The organism is Exiguobacterium profundum, assembly GCF_001909285.1.
In the GTDB taxonomy this organism is placed as follows: Bacteria; Bacillota; Bacilli; order Exiguobacteriales; family Exiguobacteriaceae; genus Exiguobacterium; species Exiguobacterium profundum.
Genome location: NZ_MRSV01000001.1, coordinates 2,070,674 through 2,084,878, shown reverse-complemented (window position 1 = coordinate 2,084,878; position 14,205 = coordinate 2,070,674). Strand labels below are relative to the sequence as shown.

Here is a 14,205-nt window from a genome sequence, read left to right as displayed (position 1 = left end):
GAGGCAAAAGTCATCTGACTTTTGCCTTCTTTTTTTAGGAGGAACAAATGTGGCTCAAAAAACAAGAAAGACTCCCGTAAAGCGAAAGCGCCCAGCGACGCGAAATACGAGGAACCGTAAAAAACAACCGATTGCGCCACGTACATATGGGTGGGGCTTCTTTGTCCTCGCCATCGTCGCATTCGTATTTGCCTTTTTTGATTTAGGGTGGATCGGTAAACAGTTATCTGATTTATCCGTCTATCTTTTTGGAGGATGGGGTGCGCTCACTTACTTGATGATGGCTGTGTGGTTATGGATTCTTCTCACTCCGATGAAACCGATGCGACGAGCGGGATTATTCGCAATGCTCGCCTCATTCTTACTATTCGGGGACTTACTTTGGGGAGAGGCAAGGGGCGGCATCAATGCCACTTTCTATAACTTGAACCAATATTTATTCTCAGACTTCGGGATTGTCTTTTTAGGGATCGTCTGCTTCCTCGTCGGTGTCTCGTTTTATGCCCCGACTATTTGGGGGACACTCTTTCATCGCATGCAGGAATCCGTCACAGCAGTCAGAAACGAATGGCGAGCCAGACCGAAAGTGGAGAAGCAGCAAGAGGCGAAACGAACGCGCAAGGCCTCACCTCGTCCAAAATTAACGGAAGCGCAATCGGACCCGGAAGTAGAGTCAGACGTGGTCACGATGCAAGACATTCCAATCGTCGGATTTAGTGAGAAAGTCGTAGCAGAAAAAAGAGAGACGGAAGATCAACCTCGAACGGATTCTTCGGAAGTCGATTCCACAATCACGACCGAGGAGATGATGATGACTGCGGCCCAAGATGTCTCGGATACATACGAGCTTCCGCCATTCTCGAATTTGAAAGAGCCCGTCATTACGGATTTGTCTGGTGAGAATGCACGATTGAAAGAAAATGCATCCAAACTTGTAAAGACGCTTAAGTCATTCGGGGTCGGTGTCAAAGTGTTAAAGATTCACCTTGGTCCAACCGTCACAAAATATGAACTACAACCGGATATCGGTGTGAAAGTCAGTCGCATCACCTCATTAAGTGATGATTTGGCATTGGCGCTCGCTGCAAAAGATATTCGGATTGAAGCTCCGATTCCGGGTAAAGCCGCTATTGGTATTGAAGTGCCGAACCAGGAGGTCGCACCGGTATGCTTACGTGAAGTACTGGAAGCGGAGCCGGTGAAACAAGATGACTCGAAGTTGCTCGTCGCACTCGGTCGGAGTATCAGTGGCGAGACGGTTGGGATCTCTCTCAATAAAATGCCGCATTTGCTTGTTGCAGGATCGACCGGATCAGGTAAATCTGTCTGTATCAACGGCATGATCGTGTCACTCTTGATGCGTTCTCGTCCGGATGAGGTCCGACTCATGATGATTGATCCGAAGATGGTCGAGTTGAACGTCTATAACGGAGTGCCACACCTGTTGACACCGGTCGTCACGGATCCGAAAAAAGCCGCCCAGGCACTGAAGCAGGTCGTCGCAGAAATGGAACGGCGGTATGAACTGTTTAGTCGATATGGAGTTCGCAATATCGAAGGTTACAATGAACTCGTCGATCAGTCGGATGACGAGGATGCGAAACGTTTACCGTTCATCGTCGTAATCGTCGATGAATTGGCGGACTTGATGATGGTGGCATCAAATGATGTCGAAGATGCTATCATGCGACTTGCACAAATGGCAAGAGCTGCTGGTATTCATATGGTCCTCGCGACACAGCGCCCATCTGTCGACGTCATCACAGGAGTCATCAAGGCGAACATTCCGTCCCGCATCGCCTTTGCCGTCTCTTCTCAAACCGATTCAAGGACCATCCTTGATGGTGGCGGAGCGGAAAAGTTGCTTGGACGCGGTGACATGTTGATGCTTGCAAACGGAATGAACAAGCCGGTCCGTGTACAAGGTGCATTCGTCTCCGATCAAGAAGTCGAGACGGTCGTCAATCATGTCATCGCGCAACAACGTGCGCAATATGTGGAAGCGATGATGCCAAAAGAAGAGGAAGTGACGACGATTGATTCGGATGATTCATTGTTCGGAGAAGTCGTGCAATTCGTCATGACACAAGAAACGGCATCAACTTCGATGATTCAACGCAGATTCCGAATCGGGTATAATCGTGCCGCCCGTTTGATTGACTCACTTGAGGAAGCCGGGTATGTCGGTCCATCAGAAGGTTCGAAACCGAGGAAAGTACTCATTCAAGAGCAAACAGAATAATAAAAAAACGAACGATTATATATCAGTATATATAATCGTTCGTTTTTTAATGCTATTTATACGATATAGAAATATTCGCTCTATCCTTAGATGTTCGCTATAATATAAATGTAATATAGCACATATGTCCTATATACTGAATTAGTACATACTTTTAAAAACCACTGAAACGCTTACATTTTTTAATAACGTTTACATTTTACAAAAGTTTTTCAATGGGGATGAAAATGAGTAAATTGGACTCAAAGGTACGGTTCGGCATGTTCCGAAAAAATATTTCCCTGATTCCGAACAAAAACTATTGCGTTCTAATTCTCGAATCCCTATACTTAATATTGGCAAGGACATTCATACGTCAGATGTCTGAGCACTGGTAAGTAAATTAAAGGTGGTGAGGCCAATGTCGATTAAGCTCGATCATCGATTGCTCTATCTTCGAGTGATTGAGAAAATTAAGCAAGATATCGACGCTGGTGTCTATCGTGAAGGGGAGAAGTTACCTTCAGAATTTGAACTTTCGAAGCAACTTGGAGTCAGTCGAGCGACACTTCGCGAAGCGCTCCGGATTCTCGAAGATGAGAAATTTGTCGTGCGAAAGCATGGGGTAGGAACATTTATCAGTTCTAAACCGCCATTCACGTCAGGAATTGAGGAATTGTTCAGTGTCACTGACATGATCACACGAGCAAAGATGACACCAGGAACGAAAGTATTGGTGGCCGAGAAAGTGTTGGCAACAGAGAGAGAAGCCGAGCGTCTCAAGATTGAGCCGAACTCACCGATTTATCGAATTGTACGAATTCGATATGCGGACGACACACCGGTTGTGTATTGTGTCGATAAAGTGCCGGCCCATCTCGTCTCGAATCCTGAGGCATTGACTGAAGGGAAATCTTTGTTAGATTCTCTCGAAAAAGAGGTAGGACGTCGAGTCGCTTATGCGATCACGCACATCGAACCGAGTGTCAGCGCTGAAATCTCGTCACAACTTCAGACGGACCAACCGTTACTCGCTTTAAAACAATTGCATTATGATGAGAGTGATTTACCATTACTCGATTCGGCCAACTTTTTCCGTGCTGATCGATTCGACTTCCATGTCGTACGTAAACGAGTTTAAACGAGCAGTTTCTGGACGGAAGAGTTATTTTTGGGGAATAGCGTGAAAGCGCTTTCTTATACCGGTGTAAAGACTACTGATAACAAGACAACAAAAATTGTTATGAACCGAAAGGGGAAACACGAAAAAGATGAACAAAAAGAAAACGATTCTCTCAGCTTTAGCAGCAGGACTCACACTCTCTACAGTACTCGCAGCATGCGGTGGAGATGACAACGAAGGCTCATCTTCAAACGGTGAAGGCGGAGAAGGTAGCGACTTCAAAGTTGCAATGGTCACGGATACTGGTGGTGTTGATGACAAGTCATTCAACCAATCAGCTTAAGAAGGTTTGAAAAAGTTTGGGGAAGAAAATAGCTTAACTGAAAACGAAGGATACAAATATCTTCAATCAGCAAAACAAGCAGACTATCAGCCTAACTTGCAACAATTGGCACGTGATCAATTTGATTTGATCTACGGAATCGGTTTCTTGATGGCAGAGGATATCGGAAAAGTTGCAGAACAATTCCCTGATAACAACTTTGCAATCGTTGACTCGGTTGTAGATGCACCGAACGTTGCTTCAATCACGTTTAAGGAACAAGAAGGTTCATTCCTCGTAGGTGTAGTAGCTGGTCTTACAACGACGACTGATAAAGTTGGTTTCATCGGTGGAGTAGAATCAGACTTGATCAAGAAGTTTGAAAATGGATTTAAAGCTGGTGTCATGGCTGTAAACCCTGATGCGACAATCGACGTAAAATATGCTGAAGACTTCAACTCAGCTGAAAAAGGAACTGCAATTGCGTCAGGTATGTATGGATCAGGATCTGATATCATCTATCATGCAGCTGGTGGTACAGGTGTAGGTGTATAAACTGAAGCGAAAAACCGTAAGAAAAACGGTGAAGAAGTTTGGGTCATCGGGGTTGACCGTGACCAGTACGAAGAAGGTCTTCCAGAGAACGTTACTCTTACGTCAATGGTTAAACGTGTAGATACAGCGACACTCGAAGTGTCGAAAATGGCAATGGACGGTAAGTTCCCAGCTGGTGAAGTGGTTGAATTCTCACTTAAAGATGAAGGTGTAGGAATCGCACCAACTTCTGAAGAAAACGTTGCTGCAGACGTGCTCACTAAAGTTGATGAGTATCGTCAACAAATCATCGATGGTGATGTTGTTGCACCAGCAACTGACGCTGAGTTCGAAGAGTTCATGAAAAACGTAAAATAATTTGTTTGAGTTGAGGGGGGACCCATGTGGTCTCCCTTTACTTAAAGTTAGGGGTGAACTTCCTTGGAATATGTAATTGAAATGCTAAATATTCGAAAAGAGTTCGGTACGTTCGTTGCGAACGACAATATCACGCTCCAATTGCGTAAAGGAGAAATCCATGCACTTTTAGGAGAAAACGGGGCCGGGAAATCGACGCTCATGAACGTGTTGTTTGGTCTCTATCAGCCTGAAGGCGGAGAGATTCGCGTACACGGAAAGAAAGTGAATATTGAAAATCCGAACATCGCCAACGAACTTGGGATCGGAATGGTCCATCAACACTTTATGTTGGTTGAAAAATTCACGGTCACTGAAAATATCATTCTTGGTCTTGAGCCAAAGAGTGGCATCACAATCGATCGCGCCACTGCTCGGAAGAAGGTCATGGAGATTTCGGAGCAATACGGACTTAGAATTGATCCGGATGCGAAGATTGAAGATATTTCAGTCGGCATGCAACAACGTGTTGAAATCTTGAAGACGCTCTATCGTGGAGCAGATATTCTGATTTTTTATGAACCGACGGCAGTGTTGACACCACAAGAGATTCAAGAACTTATCCAAATTATGAAACGTCTGATTGCTGAAGGTAAGTCGATCATCTTGATTACGCACAAGCTGAAGGAAATCATGCAAGTTGCGGACCGCTGTACTGTCATTCGTCGTGGACGCTACATTGGAACGGTAGAGGTCGACGAGACGGTAAATGAAGACAGTTTAGCTGAAATGATGGTTGGTCGCGAAGTAAACTTTGATGCAGAATATTCGAAAGCCGATCCACAACAAGTCGTTCTGGACGTTCAAAACCTCGTCGTCAAAGATGGTCGCGGTTTGAAAGTCGTTGAAGGATTGGATTTACAGATTCGTGCTGGAGAAGTACTTGGAATTGCCGGGATTGACGGGAATGGTCAGACGGAGTTGATTGAAGCCATTTCAGGTTTGAAAAAGCCGGAGTCTGGTAAAGTGTTGCTCAACGGAAAAGATGTCACCGGACACACGCCGCGTAAGATGACCGAGGCAGGGATCGGACACATCCCGCAAGATCGTCATAAACACGGACTTGTTCTTGACTACTCGATTCGTGACAACATGGTACTTCAAACGTACTATAAAGAACCGTTCTCGAAACGAGGTCTCATGAACTATAAAGCTGTGGCTGAGAAGGCGAAGGCGTTGATTGAGAAGTTTGACGTCCGAACTCCATCAATTGATGTTCCAGCGCGTGCTCTCTCGGGAGGGAACCAACAGAAAGCAATCATTGCACGTGAAGTCGATCGCTCACCAGATTTACTCATCGCCGCTCAACCGACTCGTGGTCTTGACGTAGGTGCGATTGAATTTATTCACGAGCAGCTTATTAAAGAACGTGAAAAAGGACGCGCCGTCTTACTCATCTCGTTTGAACTTGATGAGATTTTACACGTATCCGACCGTATCGCTGTTAACTACGAAGGAAAAATTGTAGGGATTCGTGATCCGAAAGAGACGACGGAGCAAGAGCTAGGCTTCTTGATGGCCGGCGGTAAGAGAGGGGACGAAACAGAATGAAAAAATTAAGTTTAAACCAACTTCTCATTCCATTCCTATCCATCATTTTAGGACTACTCGTCGGTGCTATCGTCATGTTGATTGGTGGATACGACCCGGTTCAAGGGTTTATCTCGTTATTTGAGGGCATGTTCGGTAGTCCGTATGCCGTCGGTGAAACATTGCGTGCTGCAGCCCCACTTATTTTCTCAGGTCTTGCGGTTGCGTTCGCCTTCCGTACAGGGCTATTCAACATCGGGGTAGAAGGACAAGTGTTAATTGGGTGGGTCGCAGCCGTCTATGTAGGAATTAACTTCGACTTGCCGATGTTTATCCATTTACCGCTCGCACTTCTAGCGGCAATGGTTGCAGCAGCAATTTGGGCGTTCGTTCCTGGGTTCTTGAAAGCGAAGTTTTATGTTCATGAAGTCATTACGTCTATCATGATGAACTATATTGCCTTATACACGACAAACGCGATTTTACGTAACGTCATCGGCGTAACGAACGAGCGTACGGAGTCAATCAACGATTCAGCGTCACTTGCTTCGCCATGGCTCCAAGAGTTGACGACGTATTCACGTCTTCACTGGGGTGTGCTTGTCGCTGTGCTTGCAGCAATCGTGTACTACTACATCCTTCAACGTACGACACTCGGTTATGAGTTACGTGCCGTCGGGTTTAACAAACATGCGTCACAGTATGCAGGGATGAGCGTCAACCGTAACATCGTGCTATCGTTCGTCATCTCCGGTATGTTCGCTGGTCTCGCTGGAGCGATGGAAGGTCTTGGAACGTTCGGCAGTATGACCCTCTCGGCATCGTTCACTGGTGTCGGATTTGATGGGATTGCCGTCGCCCTACTCGGTGCGAACACCGCGATTGGGGTCATTCTAGCAGCGATTCTCTTCGCAGGGTTGAATATCGGCGGATTGGCGATGCAACTTGGTGCGAACGTACCGTCAGAGCTCGTCAAAGTTATCATCGCAGCCATCGTCATCTTTGTAGCGTCTGGATATGCGATTAACTATGCCATTGAGAAACTTAAAGGAAATCGTAAGAAAAGAGTGGAGAAAAAATGAACTTCTTAGAAGTCCTTTATATCGTCGTTCCGGTTGCGCTTGCCTATGCGACTCCACTCATTATCGCAGCACTTGGTGGAATCTTTAGTGAACGTTCTGGTGTCGTCAACATCGCCCTTGAAGGAATCATGGTCATCGGTGCCGCGACAGGAATCATCACGACGCTCACCTTGACTGATTTAGGTGTCGGAGCCTCTAGTCCATGGATTGCCTTACTTGTTGCCATGGTAGTCGGTGCATTGTTCTCCCTCTTCTTGGCTGTTCCTGCCATCCTTTGGCGTGCGGACCAGACGGTTCTCGGGGTGGCCATCAACATGCTCGCCATCGGTCTCGCCATCTTCGTCGTGCGTGTTCTTTACAACAAAGGACAGACGGACTTTATCGAGTACCGGATCGCAAAAGAGAATGTACCCTTCTTATCAGATATTCCCGTGTTAAAGATGTTCTTTATTAACGTTCAGTACACGTCGTTCGTTGCAATCGCCTTGGCGTTCGTCGTCTGGTTCGTCATCTTCAAGACACCGTTTGGACTTCGTCTTCGTTCGGTCGGTGAACATCCGATGGCCGCTGATACGATGGGAATCAACGTCACGAAAATGCGCTTCATGGGCGTCATGCTATCTGGTGCGTTTGGTGGTCTTGCCGGAGCGGTCTATGCTGTAACGGTCACTACGAACTTCAGTGGAACGACAATCGTTGGTCAAGGGTTCTTGGCGATTGCCGCAATGATTTTCGGTAAATGGAATCCGCTCGGTGCGCTTGGTGCCGGATTATTCTTTGGATTCGCTCAAGCCCTTTCGATTATCGGAAGCAACTTACCGGTCATCAACAACGTGCCGCAGCTCTTGCTCTTGATTGCGCCATACGCGCTCACGATTCTTGCTCTCGCTGGACTCGTTGGTCGTGCGGATGCGCCGAAGTCGGTCGGTATCCCATATATTAAAGGGAAACGTTAATTCGAGATAGGACATATGTCCATTTCATCCAGGTTGTTTGGTGCTTAAGCCAAACAACCTTTTTTGATATACTTGCCTAGAGATGTCATGATTAGACTAGGTTACATGCGAGAAACATAAAAAAAGACATATCGGTCAGAGGACCGATATGTCTTTCACGATTATTCGAATTTTAAAGCGTCTCCGTCGAACGACTCGTCCGCTACTTTGATCGAGTCTGTCGGACAACCCTCGAATGCATCCATCATGTCTTCGTATAACTCATCTGGGATTTCAACAGTACCTGTGTTGTCATCCATTAAGTTGAACGCAAGACCTTCATCATCATAATCGTAAATATCTGGTGCTGCCGCGCCGCAAGCTCCGCATGCGATACATGTATCTTTATCGACGATTGTAAATTTTGCCATGATAATAACCCTCCAAACGGTTCGTTTCTCTTAGAAATCATTCTACTGACTATGAGTAATTGTAGTCTACATACCCAATTATTTCAATGAGGAAACGAGCGTCTTTTTGGTAGGATAATGATTTTTTTAAGGAAGTGACGATTTGGTTCATTTAGCGGATGGAGTTCTACTGCTGGCCATTAAACGATTAAATGGAGAACGGAGTGAGCGAAGTCTCTACCATGTCCTGAATGGAAAGCGTTCGGCCACAACGCTACAGGACGCATTTTTTTACGAGTTGGAGCCTCTTTTTGGACAGTTTCCGCAGACGGCTTATTCATACGAGTCTGTGCTAAAACAACTTGAAAAACGAGGATGGCTCGATCGTAAACGATTTAGATTGACAGAGGCGGGAGAATTACTAGCTTCACCTGAATCGGTTGAGCAACTATTCAAGCGGTTGGGCGGGGAACGCCGTGATTATAACGCGACCACATGGAAACGCTTGAGTTTGTTCGTGCAGACGTTCATGTCAAAAGAACACGCCCGTACATTTTATCCTGTACAAGCCGATCGTCCAGCAGAGCAATGGGTCAAGCAGTTGTTACATCTTGATCGGGATTGGAAAGCGCTCATGCGAACGTTTCATCAAGAGATTGAACAAGCACTTGAACAAATCGGGGACCCGTATGCGACGGCCGTCGTCTATCGATTCACAGGAGCGTTTGAGACGGGTTTGACATATGAACAAATCGCCAGCCTGCTTCATGTTGATGCCGAAACGGCTCGTTTGTATTTTTTGGCCGGATGGAACGAACTGTTGATGGTCTTGCCGGATGATGCCAAACTACGGGGGTTTACGTACGGCTTATCGACGGACCGGATGACTTATTCAGCACGTGAGTCATATGAATTGTTCTTAAAGGGGTACACGTTCCAACAGGTTCAAGCGAAACGGTGTTTACGTACGAGTACGATTGAAGACCATGTCGTCGAGATGGCGATGTATTTAGAAGTCTTCCCGCTCGAACAATTTGTACCGATGGAGGATGTGGTCACGATTGAAGAGTTGCGGCATCCGGATAGCTGGGCTTTGAAACCGATATTTGAGAAAATGGGGCGTGTCAGTTATTTTCAAATTCGACTCGTCTTCGCCAGACTGAAACGAGGTGAGAGTTTTGTATGAAGCGACATTAAAACGAGTGTTCGGGTATGAATCGTTTCGTCCTGGGCAACACGACATCATACATGCCGTGATCGAAGGGCAGGATGTATTGGCCGTCATGCCGACGGGGGCGGGGAAATCGCTGACGTTCCAACTCCCTTCTTATATTAAAAATCAAGGGCTCACGGTGATTGTTTCGCCGTTACTCTCACTCATTGAGGACCAGATGCTTCATATACGAGAACGGGGAGAGCGTGGTGTCGCTCGTTTGACGTCGATGGAATCGGCTGAAGAGAAGCAGGACATCATCAACCATTTGAAACGTTACCGTTTTTTATATCTTTCACCCGAACAATTGGCCGTTCCTTATGTAACGCGTGCTCTGGCGAATGTGAAAATTCAAATGCTCGTCATTGACGAGGCGCACTGTATCTCACAATGGGGGCATGAGTTCCGTCCTGAGTATGCGCGTTTAGGTGAGTTGCGAAAACAGATTGGGAGCCCCCAGTGTATGGCGGTCACGGCGACGGCGCCAGAAGGCGTGAAACAGGACATCATTGAAAAGCTGGCACTGTTCTCACCTGAACAATTCGTCCACTCTGCCAATCGTCCGGAAATCCGATTGTTGGTTGAACGGTTGGAAAAGGAGAAGAAACTTGAGCGATTGAAAGAGTTGATTCAAGCGATTCCCAAACCTGCAGTCGTTTACACGGCGACCCGTCGCGAGGCAGAGGCGTTAGCCTTTGAGCTAGAGGATGCATTGTTTTACCATGGAGGCATGTCTACGGAAGACAGGCGACTCGTGCAGTCCCAGTTTTTACGGGACGAAGTGTCGGTCATGGTATGCACGAGTGCGTTCGGGATGGGTGTGAACAAAGACAACGTCCGTTCTGTCGTTCATTTTCAGTTGCCGGCAACAGTTGAGGCATACATGCAGGAAATCGGACGAGCGGGGCGTGACGGACAACCCGCATTCGCGGTCCTTCTATATGCTGATGGCGACGAACGCATCCAACAATTTTTAATCGACGGACAGTACCCGAAAGACGAGGACATGCGACTAGCCTACTTTGAACGTGAGAACGGGACGTCGCTCGCGCAACTACCAAGGTTGTTACGGATGAACGAAGAAGACCCGAAGTTTCTCCTGCTGAAGCAATTGTTGACAGAACGTTCGCTTCAAGAAGCCCTCGATTGGGTAAAAGAAAGAAAGCGAGATCGGTATCGTCAACTCGGGCAAATGATGGATTATGCCCTCATCCGAACATGCCGACGCGATTACTTGCTCCGTTATTTCTCCGAACAAACGGTCGACCAAGAAGAATGCTGTGATGTTTGTGGGCCGATTCCGTTCCCGGATACACCGCAAATAGTCCGAAAAAATGTGACAGAATGGAAAATTCGGTTGACGCAAATCTTTTCCTTTGAATAATATCATAGTAAAATGATAAAAAAGGTAAAGGAGGGCATACGTTGCGACATCGGAATCAGGCGGATTCTTTACGCGAGCAATTGGCGGACACGTTGCCGTCTCGAGCTGAGAGGCAAGAGGGCGAACGGAAGAGGAAGTTAAATGATAACTGGATGAAGCGCCCGTTGGCGATGACATTAACCTTCGCCATGCTAGCGATTATTCTCATTTTCATATATATCGGGCGACACGCCATATTTTAAACGAGGTGCGAACAGAGTTCGCATCTTTTTTTATTCTTAAAAAATTCTCGATTGCACAATAAAAGGGGTAAACCTCTTGCGTTGAGGATATACTTATATCATAAGAACGAGTAAGAGAGGAGGGCGGAGATGCCGAAATACTCCATCAAGACCGTGGCGACCTTGACAGGCGTCAATCCGACGACGATTCGCGCTTGGGAACGTCGCTATCAGTTTATCGTGCCGAGCCGAACAGAATCCGGTCACCGCCTGTATTCAGATCAGGATGTTGAAAAAATCAAATGGGTCGTGGACAAGCAGAAAGAAGGGCTTTCTGTCTCACAAGCCATTCAACAACTTCATCAAGCGCCTGAGCCAGAACCGACAACGATCAAACTGTACGATGAGGAGTTGAAAGACGGGCTACTCCATGCGTTGCTCTCATTTGATGAGCGGACAGCCCATGATTTGATCAACCGTGCGTTTAATAAGATCAGTTTTGAAAAAGTGACAAAGGATGTAATTGGACCACTGCTCATGGAAATCGGTTCACGATGGGAGAATGGCTCGATTACCATCGCCCACGAGCATTTCGCCACGGCATTTTTACGAGCGCGACTTTCGACGTTGTCCCTTCAAATGCCGATGAACCCGTTCCTGCCACGTATCACGTGTGTCTGTGCACCTGAGGAGATGCATGAGATCGGATTATTGTTTGTCACGCTCTATTTGCGTCAACATGGATACGACGTCATCTTTTTGGGAGCGGGTTTCCCGAAAGAAGATTTGAGTAAAGCGTTACATGATATCGACACTTCTTGTCTCATCTTCGCATGTACGTTGACTGAGCATATTCCGAACTTGTTAGAGGCGATGGATTATATTCAAAACGAGCATCCTGACTTAAAAATCGGTGCCGGTGGATATGCGGTCAGTCTGGAGAGAGGTCGATTCAATGGGTCATTTCTTGGCGACACTCCTGAAGAGTGGACAAAATGGTTATCAACTATTTGACACGGGATGAAAACGGGAGTAGCTTATGATTAGGATTGACTATTCACTGGAGGTTTTCGAATGAGATTTGAAAAACAAACAAAAGAACATCTTCGTGTATATGTGACTGCGAATGAGCTCTCGTTACGTGGAATCGCCATCGATACGATCGTGGGGGAAAACGGTCAGCAGCTGTGGAAAGAACTACTTGAAACAGCAGAAAGTGAGTACGGATTTTCACCGCAAGGAGCGGTTGATTTGAATGTGACAATGTTCCCTCGCGATGGGCTCGTCATCGATGTTCAAAAAGGTGAAGCGATTGCTGAGCTCGATGTCGAGCAGGTCGAGATTCGATTAACGATTGATGTAATCCATCATTTGATTTATCAGTTCGAGGACATTGAAGATGTGATCAACGCTTCGATTCGTCTTTTCCCGCATATACATGAAACCGAGCAGGGTGGCACGCTTTATCATTACAATGGTCATTACTACCTTCACTTCGTTGAGGTTCTTCCTTCGCAGGTAGAAGAACGACTCGCGGCCATTTTGTCCGAGTACGGCAAGACGACTACGGTCAGTCCGTACGTCATGATGGAATACGGAAAGACGATTCAAACTGAACAAGCCGTGAAAGAGCTGTACGATGCATTCGCATGAGTACGGCTTTTTTACTTTTCTGTTCCTATTGTTTTTAGGGTGTCCGTGTTATGATTAGACTTGAATTTTCAGTAGCTAGTTGAAGGAGAGATTGGAATGAAAGTCGCTGTTTTATATGGTGGAGTGTCAGGAGAACGAGAGGTATCTCTCACGAGCGGGCAAGGGATGATAGAAGCGTTGACGGAACGTGGTCATGAGGTCACGGCCATTGACTTTCATCCGAAACGGGCGAACGAGCTGTTAACATTGGATGTCGACGTCGTCGTCAGTGCGTTGCACGGGAAGTATGGTGAAGATGGTCGTGTGCAATCGTTATTAGAAATGGCTGGAATTCCTTATACGGGATCAGGTGTGTTGGCATCTGCTCTGGCGATGGATAAAGCGAGAGCAAAAATCATCTTCGCGGCATCCGGTATCCGAGTCGCTCGTGACGTCTTAATCGAGTCACGGGAATCAATCGATGCAAAAGTCGCTGAGTGGGGAATGGAGTTCCCATGTGTCGTCAAACCAGCGCAAGAAGGATCATCGAATGGTCTGACGATTGCAATGGACGAAACGATGTTACGTGAAGGAATTGAAAAGGCGTTTGCTTGTGATTCAGCGGTACTTGTCGAGCAGTACATCAAAGGGAAAGAGCTGACAGTTCCCGTCATCGGGAACTTTGGGAAAGAAGAGGCTCTTCCTGTCATTGAAATCATTCCAAAAAATGAATTTTACGACTATGAATCGAAGTATACGGAAGGTGGTTCGATTCATGTCTGTCCGGCTGAAATCTCGGTCGAGCTGACAGTGGAGGTTCAACAGGCGGCAGTCCTTGCGCATCGCGCGCTCGGTTGTTCAGGATATTCGCGCTCTGACTTCCTCGTTTCAGAAGAGGGAAAAGCCTACATTCTAGAGACGAATACTCTGCCGGGCATGACGCCGCTTAGCCTGTTTCCGGATAGTGCCAAGACAGTCGGAATCTCGTACGGTGAGCTTTTGGAACGCTTTATCGAGCTCGCACTTGAGCGCGTAGCGAAGTAAGACATCTGGATTACGCCATCCATCAAGAAAACGCTTTCATTATTTTTGAAAAGCCCTTTCAAATTGAACGCGTATCAGCTATACTTTTAAACGAATACGAGGTTAATTCTTGGGGGAGAATTGACAATTTAGGGGAG

The 14,205-nt window shown here is 46.6% G+C and carries 12 protein-coding genes and 1 pseudogene; 12 read left to right on the top strand and 1 reads right to left on the bottom strand.

Annotated features, from left to right (window positions below; genetic code table 11):
- Positions 1-49 precede the first annotated feature (49 nt).
- The 6 genes and pseudogenes from BBB58_RS10805 (at position 50) to BBB58_RS10780 (ending at position 8,185) form a co-directional block, all read left to right on the top strand.
- The gene (locus BBB58_RS10805) at positions 50-2,242 is read left to right on the top strand and encodes an FtsK/SpoIIIE family DNA translocase (RefSeq protein WP_074037208.1); all 2,193 of its coding nucleotides are present in this window, start codon (positions 50-52) and stop codon (positions 2,240-2,242) included.
- 400 nt (positions 2,243-2,642) lie between these two features.
- Entirely contained in the window at positions 2,643-3,362 is a 720-nt protein-coding gene (locus BBB58_RS10800; RefSeq protein ID WP_074037207.1) for a GntR family transcriptional regulator, read from the top strand.
- 130 nt (positions 3,363-3,492) lie between these two features.
- A pseudogene (locus BBB58_RS10795) lies at positions 3,493-4,578 on the top strand (BMP family lipoprotein).
- Positions 4,579-4,641: 63 nt separating this feature from the next.
- Positions 4,642-6,168, top strand: a complete 1,527-nt coding sequence (locus BBB58_RS10790) for an ABC transporter ATP-binding protein (protein WP_074037206.1) — start codon at positions 4,642-4,644, stop codon at positions 6,166-6,168.
- Positions 6,165-7,229, top strand: a complete 1,065-nt coding sequence (locus tag BBB58_RS10785; RefSeq protein WP_074037205.1) for an ABC transporter permease — start codon at positions 6,165-6,167, stop codon at positions 7,227-7,229. Before BBB58_RS10790 ends, BBB58_RS10785 begins: the two co-directional genes overlap by 4 nt.
- Positions 7,226-8,185, top strand: a complete 960-nt coding sequence (locus BBB58_RS10780; protein ID WP_015881445.1) for an ABC transporter permease — start codon at positions 7,226-7,228, stop codon at positions 8,183-8,185. Before BBB58_RS10785 ends, BBB58_RS10780 begins: the two co-directional genes overlap by 4 nt.
- Before the next feature lie 161 nt (positions 8,186-8,346).
- Here BBB58_RS10780 and BBB58_RS10775 read toward each other — a convergent pair whose 3' ends face one another.
- A complete protein-coding gene (locus BBB58_RS10775) occupies positions 8,347-8,595 on the bottom strand; it encodes a ferredoxin (RefSeq protein ID WP_015881446.1) in 249 nt (82 codons plus the stop codon).
- Between the two features lie 142 nt (positions 8,596-8,737).
- On the opposite strand from BBB58_RS10775, the gene BBB58_RS10770 reads away from it, so the two are divergent.
- The 6 genes from BBB58_RS10770 (at position 8,738) to BBB58_RS10745 (ending at position 14,068) form a co-directional block, all read left to right on the top strand.
- On the top strand, positions 8,738-9,760 hold the full coding sequence (locus BBB58_RS10770; RefSeq protein ID WP_074037204.1) for a YpbB family protein: 1,023 nt from the start codon (positions 8,738-8,740) through the stop codon (positions 9,758-9,760).
- Positions 9,744-11,171, top strand: a complete 1,428-nt coding sequence (locus BBB58_RS10765) for a RecQ family ATP-dependent DNA helicase (protein WP_244150732.1) — start codon at positions 9,744-9,746, stop codon at positions 11,169-11,171. The genes BBB58_RS10770 and BBB58_RS10765 overlap by 17 nt, the downstream gene beginning before the upstream one ends.
- Positions 11,172-11,212: 41 nt before the next feature.
- Entirely contained in the window at positions 11,213-11,413 is a 201-nt protein-coding gene (locus BBB58_RS10760; protein WP_015881449.1) for a hypothetical protein, read from the top strand.
- A 129-nt stretch (positions 11,414-11,542) separates the two neighbouring features.
- Entirely contained in the window at positions 11,543-12,406 is an 864-nt protein-coding gene (locus BBB58_RS10755; protein ID WP_074037202.1) for a MerR family transcriptional regulator, read from the top strand.
- A 60-nt stretch (positions 12,407-12,466) separates the two neighbouring features.
- Positions 12,467-13,045, top strand: a complete 579-nt coding sequence (locus BBB58_RS10750; protein ID WP_074037201.1) for an adaptor protein MecA — start codon at positions 12,467-12,469, stop codon at positions 13,043-13,045.
- A gap of 96 nt (positions 13,046-13,141) precedes the next feature.
- Positions 13,142-14,068 carry a D-alanine--D-alanine ligase gene (locus BBB58_RS10745; RefSeq protein ID WP_074037200.1) on the top strand — a complete coding sequence of 309 codons (927 nt, stop codon included), beginning with the start codon at positions 13,142-13,144 and terminating at the stop codon, positions 14,066-14,068.
- Positions 14,069-14,205: the final 137 nt, after the last annotated feature.

What these genes read in the sequence shown, in the direction of transcription:
- BBB58_RS10800 (WP_074037207.1), top strand. Translation starts at nt 2,643, where the DNA reads ATGTCGATTAAGCTCGATCATCGATTGCTCTATCTTCGAGTGATTGAG.
- BBB58_RS10785 (WP_074037205.1), top strand. Translation starts at nt 6,165, where the DNA reads ATGAAAAAATTAAGTTTAAACCAACTTCTCATTCCATTCCTATCCATC.
- BBB58_RS10780 (WP_015881445.1), top strand. Translation starts at nt 7,226, where the DNA reads ATGAACTTCTTAGAAGTCCTTTATATCGTCGTTCCGGTTGCGCTTGCC.
- BBB58_RS10775 (WP_015881446.1), bottom strand. Translation starts at nt 8,595, where the DNA reads ATGGCAAAATTTACAATCGTCGATAAAGATACATGTATCGCATGCGGA.
- BBB58_RS10755 (WP_074037202.1), top strand. Translation starts at nt 11,543, where the DNA reads ATGCCGAAATACTCCATCAAGACCGTGGCGACCTTGACAGGCGTCAAT.
- BBB58_RS10750 (WP_074037201.1), top strand. Translation starts at nt 12,467, where the DNA reads ATGAGATTTGAAAAACAAACAAAAGAACATCTTCGTGTATATGTGACT.
- BBB58_RS10745 (WP_074037200.1), top strand. Translation starts at nt 13,142, where the DNA reads ATGAAAGTCGCTGTTTTATATGGTGGAGTGTCAGGAGAACGAGAGGTA.